The sequence below is a fragment of the Mycobacterium sp. E3251 genome, assembly GCF_001666835.1.
Classification (GTDB): Bacteria; Actinomycetota; Actinomycetes; order Mycobacteriales; family Mycobacteriaceae; genus Mycobacterium.
The window spans coordinates 1-12,379 of sequence record NZ_LZJF01000188.1 but is presented as its reverse complement, the minus strand read 5'-3'; the positions used below and the strand labels follow the sequence as shown (position 1 = coordinate 12,379).

Here is a 12,379-nt window from a genome sequence, read left to right as displayed (position 1 = left end):
ATGCGCGTCGTCACCCTGCGCGACCCGGCGTCGCCGGTGGCCGCGGAGTTCGTGCCCGAGGCGGGCATGATCGGCACCTCGCTGAGCGATGCCGGCGTGGAGCTGCTCGGGCAACGGCGCGGGCTGGACGCCTACGTGGCCGACGGCAAGACGATGGGGATCCCGATCCTGTATCCCTGGGCAAACCGGCTGGGGGCCAACAGCTATACCGCACAAGGCGTGACGGCGACGCTGACGCCCGGCGAACACCGTGTCCGTGCCGATCCCAACGGGCTGCCGATCCACGGCGTGCTGGCCGCCTACCCGGGCTGGCGGGTGACCGCCGAGTCGGCCGATGAATTGGTGGCCGAGTTGGACTTCGGCGCCGACCCGGAATTGCTGGCCAGCTTCCCGTATCCGCATATGCTGACGATGGCGGTGCGGCTGGCCGAGCGGACGCTGACGGTGCGCACCACGGTGACCGCCACCGGATCTCGCGCCGTCCCGCTGTGCTTCGGCTTTCACCCCTACCTGCAGCTGCCCGACGTGCCGAGGGCCGAGTGGGTGATCGAGACGCCCCCGCTGCGGCACCTGCGGCTCGACGAGGTCGGGCTGCCCACCGGCGAATCCGAGCCCCAGGGGGCGCTCGCGGAGCCTTTGGGAGACAAGGCATTCGACGACGCCTACGACGAGGTGCCCGACGGCGCGGTGTTCGCGGTCTCGGGCGGCGGGCGCCGCATCGAGGTGCACTTCGACCGCGGCTACCCCGCTACCCAGATCTTCGCGCCCACCGGCGACGATCCCGCGAAACGAATCGTCTGCTTCGAGCCGATGACCGCGCCGACCGACGCGCTGCGCCGCGGCGGCTACCGCTGCGCGCGGCCGGGCGAGCCGGCCGTAACTCAATTCTCTATTCACACATAGGGATTCGTCATGTCCGACCCGGCCCACCCGCAGATCGGGCGAATGATCGAGCAGTTCCAGGCGGTCATAGCGCTTCTCGACGAACAGGTCCGGCGGATGCAGCGGGTGGCGATCGTGGTCAGCGACCAGACCGGCACGGTCGAGGTGACCATGAACGGCCATCTGCGCCTGACCGGCCTGGTCATCGATCCCGGGATACTGGCCCTGGGCGCCCAGGAGGTGACCAGGCGAATCAACGAAGCAATAGGCGAGGCAACCGAATTCGCAGACGAGTGGGCGGACGAGGACATTGTCGACCTGGAGAGCCGAGTCGCCGACGCGCTGGCGAAGCTCAGGGACCTGCCGCCGCCGACGTAGCGCTCACGCGACCCAGACGCGGCGCTCCGCACGGTGAGCGGACGGCGACTCCAGCGCCAACCGGCCGTCCGCGTCCAGTGTGTAGGGGAAGATCATTCCGATCGCCACGCCCTCGCGGTGCTCGGCGGTGAGCTCGATGCCGTCCCGGTGCTGTTCGGTCAGCGTCACGTTCACAGCCACCACTGCGGTACGCAGCGAGTCCTTCACCTCGATGAGCGCGCGCCACTGGGCGGCGAGCTGCTCGGCCACCTGTAGATCCCGGCCGCGCGGGTAGTTCGGCTGGATGGCCTGGCGCTGACCGTGAACGGACACGGCCAGCGCGAACGGCAGGAACTCGCCCGCCTCAGCGATGCGCTCGGCCGCGAAGTTGACCGCGGCGTCGACCAGGCCGTCAAGGTCCGCCTGCGCCTGTTCCGTCACTGTGTCGCGCCAACCCATGCGCCGAGAGTAGCCTGCTCACCATGGGGGCCAACGAGTTGCGCGTCTACTGTGCCGAGCTGACCCGCGCATCCAAGGACACCACCGGCGCGGCTGACGAGATCGAAGGGCTGCGGCGCAAATTGGGGACGCAGATGGGCGACCTTCGCCGCACCTGGACGGGGCAGGCGGCCACGGCATACCTCAACGTCTGGTCGGAGATCGACGAAGAATGCGAAGCCATGCTCGCCGACCTGCGCTGGATCGGGGAATCGCTGTCGGCGGCCGCCAATGCCTACGCGCACATGGAAACCAACGGGGCCAACACCTTTCGAGCCCTCAAACCCCCGGGGGTGTGATCATGGCCCGACGCACCGTCAACGAGGCCGAGCTGGTGGACGCGGCCGACGCGATGCGCCAGTTCTGCCTGACGATGAAGGAGCGCCTGTCCGACGTGGCCAAGGATTTGCAGGGCCTACAGGGCACGTGGGAGGGCGTGGGGTTCGACGTCTTTCTCGAGCGGGTGCAGCACTGGCAGCGCTGGGCGGACGAGGCGAGCGAGTTGGTGTTCGACATGCACCTCAACGCGCACATCGCCCACCGCAACTACACCCACAACGCCGAGGTCAACACCGCGATGTGGGGCGGATAGCGGCCGGCGTATTGGTCGGGCTGTTCGGCGGCCCATATTCCGGCGGAATCTCGCCGACCCGAAGGCTTTTCGGGAACGGATCGGGCAACGCCGCGAGCTGGCCACGGTCCGTGGGCTCGTCGGTGGCGGCGAAATGCGCCCCCTCGTCGTAGAACGTGGTGCCCTCGGAAGGCAGATATTCGCGGACGATCGGCAGGTAGTCGGTGCCGAACCAGATCCACCAGATCGGGTGGGACGGTAGACCGAGTATCCCCTCTGCCCCGCGCAACAGGCCGCTGACGTCCTTGTTGACGTCGGTCGGCCCGGAGAGCTTGTGGTTGCGCAGCACCTCGCCGGTGGCCAGCACGCTGCCGCGCCGGCGGGCGAACTCGACGAAGAACCGGCGCACGGAGTTTCGCCAGCGCGGGTCGTCCAGCGGCTCGGCCACAATCCACAGAGTGTCGACGCAGACACCGCCCCACTGTTTCGGGAAGAGCCCGCCCTCGAGGCAGGGGAACGTCGCCTTGAACCGCGCCACATCGGAATAGACGTCCACGAACCGGGCGTCACCGTCGCGGTCTAGTCGGTAACGCAGCGGGTCCGATTCGCCGAAGCGGCGCGGAAGGGCCTCGGGGAGGAGCTTTCTCGCGAGTTCGAGCCAGAGCGTCGGGGCGTTGGGCGCCGACACCGGCGAGTACCAATCAAGCTTGAGGACTCGGATCAACTCGCTGTTGGGTCGGCTGACCTTGCGAGCCCCTCGGGCACCGAGGATGTCCTCGGTCTGTTCGTCGACCGCCACTCCCCCCGCGGCGACGGCCAACGCCTTGGCGAACCGCCGGGCCGGCCGGACCTCGGCCGGATCGCTGCCCTCCACGCTGATCTGCCAGCTGATGGCCGGCTCGAGAAGGTAGGGCACGACGTCGTCGGGCACATCCTCGGGCTCGATTTCGTGGGGCCCGAACACGGTGAATGCATAGGTGTCGTCTTTGCCGCCCACCACGGTGACCTCGCCGTCCCCGCTGTCCCCGATCGACAGCCCGGGGACGGATTCGACGATCGCCTCCAATTCCTCGTCGTCGACGTTGCCGGCCGCGTAGACCGTCAGGTCATACGACATGAGGTGGCCCCTTTCCGGGTGTAAACGCGAAATCCCAGGCTGCCATAGAATCGGTTCGCCGGTGGGAGAGCGGGGCGGGGAGTGACGGACGTCGATCCGGAATTGTTCTACGACGCGGCCGCTGCCTACAAGGAGAACAGCGACCACGCCGCCGCCGCGTTGCGCAAGCTTGCCGGGGTGCATGCGGCCAACGCCGCCGGCACCCACGGGGTGGGCCCGCAGTGGGCGACGGCCTTCGACGCCGCGGCCGACGAGGCCGGCCAGGTGGCCTTCCGGCTGGTCAACGTCTTCGACAACCTTGGCACCCTGCTGCGCCAGGACGGCATCAATCACGACGAGACCGAAGAGGCGTCCACCCTCAACCAGCGCGACGCCTTCGGCGCGCCGATCACCCCGCCGGGACAGTCCGCCGGTACCTACATCGACGCGGCGGTCGACGTCGGCTCCGTCGCCGGGGGCGGCGATCCGGAACCGCCGCACTGGGACCTGGTGCGCGGTCAGATCACCGACGGCTGGCCCGACGGGCACCCGGACCGGGTGCAGGCGGTCGGGTCGGCGTGGGAGACGTTCGGGCACGACCTGGTGCACATCGACGACGAGCCCGGGCCGGAGGAGCAGCGGCTCATCGTCGATGTCGAGGCGGCGGAGATCGCCTTCGTGGTCGACCGGCTCAACGAGGCGCGCGGCGTCAGCACCGACATCGCCGGCGCGTGCGGGGATCTGTCGCGCGCGGCCAAGGACTACGGGGACAAGCTCAAGTCGGTCAAGGACGACATGGCCTTCGTCGTGCGCCATCTCGACCTGATCGTCAAGATCCTCGACGGTTATCCGCCGCAACTGCACCTCATCACCGAGGCCATCAAGCGGACGTTCATCGCGACGGCGGTCACCCAGATCAACGGGCTCAACGCGGCGCTGAGGACCACGGCCACCGCCTCGATGACGGACCTGACGTCGGCCGCCACCGCCATGAACACCGCTTTGCCCGCGGTGAAGACGCTGCTCACTCTGGTGCCGCGACGGGTGGATCCGACTCCGGCGCAACGGGTCAACGACAACCGCCTCAAGGGGCGCCGCGCCGAACAGCTTGCCGGGATCGACCAAGACGCCAAGGTACCGATCCAGGTGACCGACCCGAAGACGGGTGCGCTCCGGACACGAATTCCGGATGAAATCGACCCGGTGAACCGGGTAGTGCGTGAGGTGAAGAATGTGCAGAAGCTGGACGCGACGCGGCAGATCCGGGACATGGCACAGTGGGCGCGGGACAACGGCTATACGTTGGTCATCGTGGTGGACAAGGGCCGCACCAATGTTGGCAGTGTGGAGGAGACTTTGCGAGGGGAATATCCGGGGCTGAGCATAGAGATCGACCGAAGCATAAACCTGTCATGAGCAAGTACGGCGACGACCCCGACACCTGGCCGGAATATTGGCGCGCGATGAAACAAGAGCTGGATGCGGCCGGCATACCGGAAGACACCGTCGTCGAATTGCTTAATTCGCCCAATGACTATCCGCAGGCGGTGCCCATCATGGTGGACTGGCTGCAACATCTGGACGAACGCATTCCGCCCGGTGACGAACGGCGTGGCTGGCGGGTCAGTCTGATCCGCAACCTAATCACCAAGCACGCCAAAGGCAATCGCGCCGCCATTGATGTTCTGTTTCACCAGTTCGCGATCGAACCGGCACTGTGCAACGAAGAGCTCGAAGCCGCCGGGTTCGCGCTGGCCAAAATCTGCGAGCGCTCCGACTTCCCGCGTATCGCCGCCCTGATTCGCTCCGAGCGGGACTTTCCCACCAAATCGGTGTTGGTGGAATGGCTAGGCCAAATCAAGACCGAGGAAGCCAAAAAGCTTGCGGTGAGCCAACTTCCCAACCCGGCAACCCGCATCCCGGCCATGAAGGCGCTGGTGCGCCAGCGCGCCACCGGTGTGCGCGACGCCGTCGCCGAATACCTCGACAACGAGCACGAGATCTTCCGCAAGGAAGCCCGCAAGACCCTCGACAAACTGCCCGAGGACTGAAGCCTAACGCCCCCTGCGCGGTTGCCACACCACCACGGCGGTGCTCTTGGGCACCACCGCCAGGTCGCGGCGCTGACCGGCGCGCACCTGCGCCAGTTCCTCGGTCAACTCCTTCACCCGCGCCTGCAGCGCCTCGACGTGATTGGTCAGTTCGATGATGCGCTTGATGCCGGCCAGGTTGACCCCCTCGTCCTGGGACAGCCGCTGCACTTCACGCAAGAGGTTGACGTCATGCTCCGAATAACGCCGTCCCCCACCGGAAGTGCGTTGCGGGCTGACCAGGCCGAGGCGATCGTAGGTACGCAGAGTCTGGGCGTGCATGCCGGCCAGCTCGGCGGCGACCGAGATCAGGAACGTCCGAGATTCGTCTCGTGAATTCTTGGCCATCAGCGATTACCTGCCCATCCCGCGCGCGGGTCAAACCCGCTGGCACGCTCGGCGGCCGCGTACGCCTCCAGCGCCTCAGCCGCGGCGCCCTCCAAGTTCGGCGGCACAGCGACCTTCACGGTGACGAGCAGATCCCCGTTGCCGCCGCTGCGCTTGGGGACACCGCGCCCGCGCACCCGCAGGATGCGGCCGTCGGAGGTCCCCTTCGGCACCCGGACGCCCACCTTGCCGTCCAGCGTGGGCACCGAAATGGTTGAGCCCAAGGCTAACTCGGCGAAGCTGACCGGAACGGTCACGGTGAGGTCGTCGCCGTCGCGGCCAAACACCTTGTCCGGCCGCACATGTACGGTCACGTACAGGTCGCCCGACGGCGCTCCGCGCAGCCCGGCCTCGCCCTGCCCGGGCAGCCGGATGCGTTGCCCGTCCTCGACGCCGGGCGGGATGCGCACGTTGATGGTGCGGGTGCGGGTGGTGACCCCGGTGCCCTTGCACTCGTCACAGGGGTGCTCGATGATCGAGCCGCTGCCCCGGCAATCGGTGCAGGGCTCGGAGAATCCGAACGCGCCCTGGTTGCGGTTGATCACGCCGGAACCGTTGCAGGTCGGGCACACCTTCGGGCTGGTGCCCGGCCGCGCCCCGCTGCCGTGGCAGTTGGTGCACGGCGCCGGGCTGGTCAGCCGCAGCGGCATTGCCACGCCCTTGGCGGCCTCGACGAAATCCAGCTGCGTCTCGGTCTCCAGGTCGTTGCCGCGCCGCGGCCGGCTGGGACGGGCGCCGGCGCCCCGCCCGAACAAGCCGCCGAACAGGTCACCGATGTTGGCGCCGCCGCTTCGGCCGGCGGCGTCGAACAGGTCGTTCAGGTTGAACTCGGCGCCGTCACCGCCAGCACCGAAGCCGCCGAAACCACCGGTGTCGAACCGGCGGCCGCCGAAGCCGCCGCCCGCGAACAGGCGGCGGGTTTCGTCGTACTCCTTACGCTTCGCCGGATCCGACAACACGTTGTGCGCTTCCGACACCGCCTTGAATCGCTCGCCGGCGGCGGGATTGTCGGGGTTGGCGTCCGGATGCAGGTCTCGGGCCAGCTTCCGGTAAGCGCGTTTGATCTCTTCGGGACTGGCGTCAGAGGAGACGCCCAGCTCCTTGTAGAAGTCCTTTTCGACCCATTCTCGCTGGGCCATGTCGCGTCACCCCCTCCACCTTTGGAGTTCTGTTGTTGTGCTGATTGTGTGGTCTATTCACCGGATGCGCCGGGGTTATCGTCCGATTCGGCCGGCGGGGCCGCCGCGGCGCCCTCGTCCGGCACCGTGTCGACAACGCCGACCAGGGCGTGCCGCAGCACCTGCTCGCCGAGCTTGTAGCCCTGCCGCATGACCGTGCCGATCACCGGCTTGGAGCCGTCGCCGCCGTCGCCCTCGTGCTGCACGGCTTCGTGCAACACCGGGTCGAAGTCCTCGCCTTCCTCGCCGAACGCCACCAGACCGAGTCCGGTCAGAGCGCCGTCCAGCTTGTCGGCCACCGACTTCAGCGGGCCCGACTCCAGGTCACCGTGCTTGCGCGCCCGCTCGAGATCGTCGAGCACGCCCAGCAATTGGCTGACGACGGCGGCCTTGGCACGGTCCGCCGCGGCCTGCTGGTCGCGCAGCGCGCGCTTGCGGTAGTTGGCGAAGTCGGCCTGAACCCGTTGCAGGTCGCCCAGCAATTCGGCGGCCTTGCCGGCCTCCTCGGGGCTTTCGCCCGAGAACTCACCACCGGACGTGTCCCCGCCCGGCTCTGGGCCGGGAGGGGCGTGGCGCACCTCACCCGTTTCGGGGTCGATCCGCCGCTTGTCGGTGACCGTCACCGGTTCCTGATTGCCGTCCGTCACTTGGACTCCCGGTCATCGTCGACCACCTCCGCGTCCACGACGTCGTCAGCCGAGCCCGACGCTCCGCCGGCTGCACCGGCCTCCGCGCCGCCCGCGGCCTGGGTGGCCTCGTAGATCGCCTGTCCGAGCGCCTGGGACTCCTGGCCCAGCTTCTCCATCGCCGCCTTGATCGCGCCGATGTCGGTGCCGCCCAGGGCCGTCTTGGCCTCGGCGATGGCGGCGTCGACCTTGGACAGCGTCTCCTCGGGAACCTTCGACCCGCCCTCGGCCTCGCGCTGATCCTTGACGAACTTCTCCGTCTGGTAGACCAGCGACTCGGCCTGGTTGCGGACGTCGGCCTCCTCGCGACGCTGGCGGTCCTCCTCGGCGTGCGCCTCGGCGTCCTTGATCATCCGGTCGATCTCCTCCTTGGACAGGCCGGAGCCCTCCTGGATTTTGATCGTGTTCTCCTTGCCGGTGCCCTTGTCCTTGGCCGTGACGTGCACGATGCCGTTGGCGTCGATGTCGAAGGTGACCTCGATCTGCGGGACGCCGCGCGGAGCCGGCGGGATGCCGGTCAGCTCGAAGGAGCCGAGCAGCTTGTTGTGCGAAGCGATTTCGCGCTCACCCTGATAGACCTGGATCTGCACCGACGGCTGGTTGTCGTCGGCCGTGGTGAAGGTCTCCGACCGCTTGGTGGGGATCGTGGTGTTGCGCTCGATGAGCTTGGTCATCACGCCACCCTTGGTCTCGATGCCCAGGCTCAGCGGCGTAACGTCAAGCAGCAGAACATCTTTCACCTCACCCTTCAAAACACCGGCCTGAAGAGCCGCTCCCACCGCGACAACTTCGTCGGGGTTGACGCCCTTGTTGGGCTCCTTGCCGCCGGTCATCTCCTTGACCAGGTCGGACACCGCGGGCATGCGGGTGGAACCACCCACCAGCACCACGTGGTCGATCTCGGACACCGAGATGCCGGCGTCCTTGATCACCGACTGGAAGGGCTGTCGGGTGCGGTCCAGCAGATCCTGGGTGATGCGCTGGAATTCGGCGCGGGTCAGCTGCTCGTCGAGGAACAGCGGGTTCTTGTCCGCGTCGACGGTGATGTAGGGCAGGTTGATCGAGGTGCTCTGCGAACTCGAGAGCTCGATCTTGGCCTTCTCGGCCGCCTCACGCAGCCGCTGCATCGCCATCTTGTCCTTGGTCAGGTCGATGCCGCTGGTGCCCTTGAACTTGTCGACGAGCCAGTTGACGATCCGGTCGTCCCAGTCGTCCCCACCGAGGTGGTTGTCACCACTGGTGGCGCGGACCTCGACCACGCCCTCACCGATCTCGAGCAACGAGACGTCGAACGTGCCGCCGCCGAGGTCGAAGACCAGGATGGTCTGTTCCTTCTCGCCCTTGTCCAAGCCGTAGGCCAACGCGGCCGCGGTGGGCTCGTTGACGATGCGCAGCACGTTCAGACCGGCGATCTGGCCGGCCTCCTTGGTCGCCTGGCGCTGGGCGTCGTTGAAGTACGCCGGCACGGTGATGACGGCGTCGGTGATGTCCTCACCGAGGTACGCCTCCGCGTCGCGCTTCAGCTTCATCAGCACACGCGCGCTGATCTCCTGCGCGGTGTACTTCTTGTCATCGATCTCGATGGACCAGTCGGTGCCCATGTGCCGCTTGACCGAACGGATGGTGCGGTCGACGTTCGTCACCGCCTGGTTCTTGGCGGGCTGGCCGACGAGCACTTCGCCGTTGCGCGCGAACGCGACGATGGACGGCGTCGTCCGTGAGCCCTCGGAGTTGGCGACGACGACGGGGTCACCGCCCTCGAGAACTGCGACGACGGAGTTGGTGGTCCCGAGGTCGATACCGACCGCACGAGCCATAGTGATTCCTCCTGATTGAGTAGAGCCTTCTTGGTGCCACTATGCTGAGTGAACCCCGCTCAAGACTGCTCTCGGCGGTACCGGGGTGTCAACCCAGCATTGAGTCTGGTTCGCTCAACTTGTCGATCATGCTAACGGCGCACGCCGCCGTCTTGTTCCCGGGGTCCCGCGCAGCGAGCCCGCCGGCCCGCCGATGGGTTAACCTGAGCTTCCCTGGAGCCACCCCGGCAGGAGCTTGATGGCACAGCTCGACAGCGCCGCCGCGCGGCTCACCCGCGAAGACGCGGGCTATCACAAGGGGCTCACCAACCGTCAGGTACAGATGATCGGCCTGGGCGGGGCCATCGGAACGGGCCTCTTCCTGGGCGCCGGCGGAAGGCTCGCGTCGGCGGGGCCGGGGCTGTTCCTGGTGTACGGAATCTGCGGCATCTTCGTGTTCCTCATCCTGCGCGCGCTCGGCGAGCTCGTGCTCTACCGCCCGTCGTCGGGATCCTTCGTCTCCTATGCCCGCGAATTCTTCGGCGAGAAGGCCGCATTCGCCGCGGGCTGGCTGTACTTCGTCAACTGGGCGATGACCGGGATCGTGGACACCACCGCGATCGCGCACTACTGCCACTACTGGACGACGTTCCAGGCCGTCCCGCAGTGGACGCTGGCGTTGATCGCGTTGGTCATGGTGCTGGCCATGAACCTGATCTCGGTCAAGCTGTTCGGCGAGCTCGAATTCTGGGCCTCACTGATCAAGGTGCTCGCGCTGGTGACGTTCCTGGTCATCGGCACCGTCTTCCTGATCGGCCGATTCAAGGTCGACGGTCACGACCCCGGCGTGGCGCTCTGGGACAGCCATGGCGGACTCCTGCCGGCCGGCCTGCTGCCCCTGGTGCTCGTCACCTCAGGGGTGGTGTTCGCCTACGCCGCCGTCGAACTCGTCGGCATCGCCGCCGGCGAGACCGCGAATCCGCACAAGATCATGCCGCGCGCGATCAACTCCGTGGTGTTTCGCATCGCCGTCTTCTATATCGGGTCGACGGTCCTGCTGGCGCTGCTGCTGCCCCACACCGCCTACCGGGACCACGTGAGCCCGTTCGTCACGTTCTTCTCCAAGGTGGGCTTCGGCGGGGCGGGCAGCGTGATGAACCTCGTCGTGCTCACCGCGGCGCTGTCCAGCCTGAACGCCGGGCTGTACTCCACCGGCCGCATCCTGCGGTCGATGGCGATGAACGGCAGCGGCCCTAAGTTCACCGCGCCGATGACGAAGAACGGCGTGCCGTACGGCGGGATCCTGCTCACCGCCGTCGTCGGCCTCCTGGGCATCGTGCTCAACGCCGTCAAACCGAGCCAGGCGTTCGAAATCGTGCTCCACATCGCCGCGGTGGGCGTCGTGGTGGCCTGGGGCACGATCGTGGCCAGTCAGCTGCGGTTCTACCGGCTGTCCCGCGCCGGCACGGTGCAACGGCCGCAGTTCCGGATGCCGCTGGCGCCCTATAGCGGCTACCTCACGCTGGCCTTCCTGGCCGGCGTACTGGTCCTGATGTTGTTGGACAAGGTCCAGGGCCCGTGGTTGCTCGGCGCGATGGCCGTCGGCATCCCGGGGCTGATCGGCGGCTGGTATCTGGTCCGCCATCGGGTGCGGGCCGCCGCCCAAGACGCCGCGCTGCCGGCCGCCGACCCAACCGCGGCGGCCTAGGGCTCGTCGATGTCCTGACCGCCGGCGAGGTCCGCGCAGTCGACGACCTCGACGTCGTCCCGGGTGCGCAGGTACGCCCCGGCGCCGCGGTCGCCGGAGATGCGGGCGAGGACGTCGGGCCAGTGCCGGCGCGCGATCACCACCGGATGGCCCGGGCGGCCACCGAACACCGCGCGCGCCAGGCCGGCGGGGGACGCGATGGCGCGGCCGAGCACCCGCGCCACCACGGCGGGACCGACGTCGGGGGTGTCGACGACGTGCAGCACGGCGTACTCCGCGCCCATGCGGCCGGCCTGCTCGAGGCCGGTGCGCACCGAGGCGCTCAAGCCGTCCTGCCACCGCGCCGCGGTGACCGCGACCGCCCCGGCCGGGGCGGGGACCCGCGCGGCGCCCAGCACGACGACGACGCCGGCGCAGCCCCCGGCGCGCAGCGCGTCGACCGCGGTGCCCAGCCAGCCCTCGACCAACACCTTCGGCTTGCCGTAGCGCCGCCCGGCGCCCGCGGCCAGCAGGACTCCGACGCTGTGTGGTGGACGGGTCGACTCCGGTAACCCCACTCTCCTATGATGACATTGCACTTCTCCCAAAGCGATAACTTCGCTATGCACCGGCATCGGATGGAGAGTCATGAGTCAGGACGTACAAGGGCACGCCGTCGCCCCGGCGCCCCGGTACGCCGGTACCCGCGTCCAGCGGGTGGAAGACGGCCGGCTGCTGACCGGCCGCGGCAGCTTCGTCGACGACATCTCGCGGCCGGGCATGTTGCACGCCTGCTTCGTGCGCAGCCCGTTCGCGCGGGCGCGCATCAACGGCATCGACGCCTCGGCCGCGCTGGCGCTGCCCGGCGTGCGCGCGGTGTTCACCGCCGACGACCTCAACCCGGACGTGAAAGAGGCTTGGCACGCGGTCGCCGGGAAGGACATGCCGGACACCCCGCGACCGCCGCTGGCCGAGGGCGAGGCCAAGTTCGTCGGCGACCCCGTCGCGCTCATCGTCGCCGAGAGCCGCTATGTCGCCGAGGACGCGCTGGAGCTCGTCGACGTGGACTACGAGCCGCTGCCCGCGGTCAGCGACTTCACCCGGGCCCAGGACTCCGACGTGCTGGTGCACGAGGCCTATCCGAACAACGT

Annotated in this window: 14 protein-coding genes and 1 pseudogene; 8 read left to right on the top strand and 7 right to left on the bottom strand. The window is 68.1% G+C overall.

Annotated features, from left to right (window positions below; translation table 11 throughout):
• Positions 1-903: an aldose 1-epimerase gene (locus A5697_RS23180; RefSeq protein ID WP_068012170.1), complete on the top strand. Its 903-nt coding sequence runs from the start codon at positions 1-3 to the stop codon at positions 901-903.
• 9 nt (positions 904-912) lie between these two features.
• Complete coding sequence (locus tag A5697_RS23175) at positions 913-1,260, top strand: YbaB/EbfC family nucleoid-associated protein (protein ID WP_067950297.1); 348 nt, start codon at positions 913-915, stop codon at positions 1,258-1,260.
• A 3-nt stretch (positions 1,261-1,263) separates the two neighbouring features.
• Here the strand turns inward: A5697_RS23175 and A5697_RS23170 are convergent, their stop codons facing one another.
• Positions 1,264-1,698, bottom strand: coding sequence for a hypothetical protein (locus A5697_RS23170; protein WP_068012169.1), 435 nt, complete (start codon positions 1,696-1,698; stop codon positions 1,264-1,266).
• Positions 1,699-1,721: 23 nt separating this feature from the next.
• Between A5697_RS23170 and A5697_RS23165 the strand changes: the two genes are divergently transcribed.
• Complete coding sequence (locus A5697_RS23165) at positions 1,722-2,036, top strand: WXG100 family type VII secretion target (protein WP_068012168.1); 315 nt, start codon at positions 1,722-1,724, stop codon at positions 2,034-2,036.
• 2 nt (positions 2,037-2,038) lie between these two features.
• Positions 2,039-2,329 carry a WXG100 family type VII secretion target gene (locus A5697_RS23160; RefSeq protein WP_156673420.1) on the top strand — a complete coding sequence of 97 codons (291 nt, stop codon included), beginning with the start codon at positions 2,039-2,041 and terminating at the stop codon, positions 2,327-2,329.
• Here the strand turns inward: A5697_RS23160 and A5697_RS23155 are convergent.
• Complete coding sequence (locus A5697_RS23155) at positions 2,304-3,425, bottom strand: hypothetical protein (protein WP_068012166.1); 1,122 nt, start codon at positions 3,423-3,425, stop codon at positions 2,304-2,306. The genes A5697_RS23160 and A5697_RS23155 overlap by 26 nt on opposite strands.
• A gap of 81 nt (positions 3,426-3,506) precedes the next feature.
• On the opposite strand from A5697_RS23155, the gene A5697_RS23150 reads away from it, so the two are divergent.
• On the top strand, positions 3,507-4,820 hold the full coding sequence (locus A5697_RS23150; RefSeq protein WP_068012165.1) for a putative toxin: 1,314 nt from the start codon (positions 3,507-3,509) through the stop codon (positions 4,818-4,820).
• Positions 4,817-5,455, top strand: coding sequence for a HEAT repeat domain-containing protein (locus tag A5697_RS23145; RefSeq protein WP_067950285.1), 639 nt, complete (start codon positions 4,817-4,819; stop codon positions 5,453-5,455). The genes A5697_RS23150 and A5697_RS23145 overlap by 4 nt, the downstream gene beginning before the upstream one ends.
• A 3-nt stretch (positions 5,456-5,458) precedes the next feature.
• On the opposite strand, the gene A5697_RS23140 is transcribed toward A5697_RS23145, so the two are convergent.
• The 4 genes from A5697_RS23140 to dnaK are packed head-to-tail and all read right to left on the bottom strand — an operon-like array spanning position 5,459 to position 9,562.
• A complete protein-coding gene (locus tag A5697_RS23140; protein WP_067950284.1) occupies positions 5,459-5,842 on the bottom strand; it encodes a heat shock protein transcriptional repressor HspR in 384 nt (127 codons plus the stop codon).
• Positions 5,842-7,020 carry a molecular chaperone DnaJ gene (gene dnaJ / locus A5697_RS23135; protein ID WP_067950282.1) on the bottom strand — a complete coding sequence of 393 codons (1,179 nt, stop codon included), beginning with the start codon at positions 7,018-7,020 and terminating at the stop codon, positions 5,842-5,844. Before dnaJ ends, A5697_RS23140 begins: the two co-directional genes overlap by 1 nt.
• 53 nt (positions 7,021-7,073) lie before the next feature.
• A complete protein-coding gene (gene grpE / locus A5697_RS23130; RefSeq protein ID WP_068012164.1) occupies positions 7,074-7,706 on the bottom strand; it encodes a nucleotide exchange factor GrpE in 633 nt (210 codons plus the stop codon).
• On the bottom strand, positions 7,703-9,562 hold the full coding sequence (gene dnaK / locus A5697_RS23125; RefSeq protein ID WP_067950279.1) for a molecular chaperone DnaK: 1,860 nt from the start codon (positions 9,560-9,562) through the stop codon (positions 7,703-7,705). The genes grpE and dnaK overlap by 4 nt, the downstream gene beginning before the upstream one ends.
• A 238-nt stretch (positions 9,563-9,800) precedes the next feature.
• Here dnaK and A5697_RS23120 point away from each other — a divergent pair, with 238 nt between their 5' ends.
• Positions 9,801-11,249 carry an amino acid permease gene (locus A5697_RS23120; protein ID WP_067950324.1) on the top strand — a complete coding sequence of 483 codons (1,449 nt, stop codon included), beginning with the start codon at positions 9,801-9,803 and terminating at the stop codon, positions 11,247-11,249.
• Here A5697_RS23120 and A5697_RS23115 read toward each other — a convergent pair.
• Positions 11,246-11,806: an NTP transferase domain-containing protein gene (locus A5697_RS23115; protein ID WP_068012163.1), complete on the bottom strand. Its 561-nt coding sequence runs from the start codon at positions 11,804-11,806 to the stop codon at positions 11,246-11,248. The genes A5697_RS23120 and A5697_RS23115 overlap by 4 nt on opposite strands.
• Before the next feature lie 70 nt (positions 11,807-11,876).
• Between A5697_RS23115 and A5697_RS23110 the strand changes: the two are divergent.
• Positions 11,877-12,379 (top strand): annotated as a pseudogene (locus tag A5697_RS23110) (xanthine dehydrogenase family protein molybdopterin-binding subunit); the annotation flags it as partial.

Excerpts from the sequence above, each read along its gene's own strand:
- A5697_RS23180 (WP_068012170.1), top strand. The coding sequence starts at position 1 with ATGCGCGTCGTCACCCTGCGCGACCCGGCGTCGCCGGTGGCCGCGGAG.
- A5697_RS23175 (WP_067950297.1), top strand. The coding sequence starts at position 913 with ATGTCCGACCCGGCCCACCCGCAGATCGGGCGAATGATCGAGCAGTTC.
- A5697_RS23170 (WP_068012169.1), bottom strand. The coding sequence starts at position 1,698 with ATGGGTTGGCGCGACACAGTGACGGAACAGGCGCAGGCGGACCTTGAC.
- A5697_RS23165 (WP_068012168.1), top strand. The coding sequence starts at position 1,722 with ATGGGGGCCAACGAGTTGCGCGTCTACTGTGCCGAGCTGACCCGCGCA.
- A5697_RS23160 (WP_156673420.1), top strand. The coding sequence starts at position 2,039 with ATGGCCCGACGCACCGTCAACGAGGCCGAGCTGGTGGACGCGGCCGAC.
- A5697_RS23155 (WP_068012166.1), bottom strand. The coding sequence starts at position 3,425 with ATGTCGTATGACCTGACGGTCTACGCGGCCGGCAACGTCGACGACGAG.
- A5697_RS23145 (WP_067950285.1), top strand. The coding sequence starts at position 4,817 with ATGAGCAAGTACGGCGACGACCCCGACACCTGGCCGGAATATTGGCGC.
- A5697_RS23140 (WP_067950284.1), bottom strand. The coding sequence starts at position 5,842 with ATGGCCAAGAATTCACGAGACGAATCTCGGACGTTCCTGATCTCGGTC.
- dnaJ (WP_067950282.1), bottom strand. The coding sequence starts at position 7,020 with ATGGCCCAGCGAGAATGGGTCGAAAAGGACTTCTACAAGGAGCTGGGC.
- dnaK (WP_067950279.1), bottom strand. The coding sequence starts at position 9,562 with ATGGCTCGTGCGGTCGGTATCGACCTCGGGACCACCAACTCCGTCGTC.
- A5697_RS23120 (WP_067950324.1), top strand. The coding sequence starts at position 9,801 with ATGGCACAGCTCGACAGCGCCGCCGCGCGGCTCACCCGCGAAGACGCG.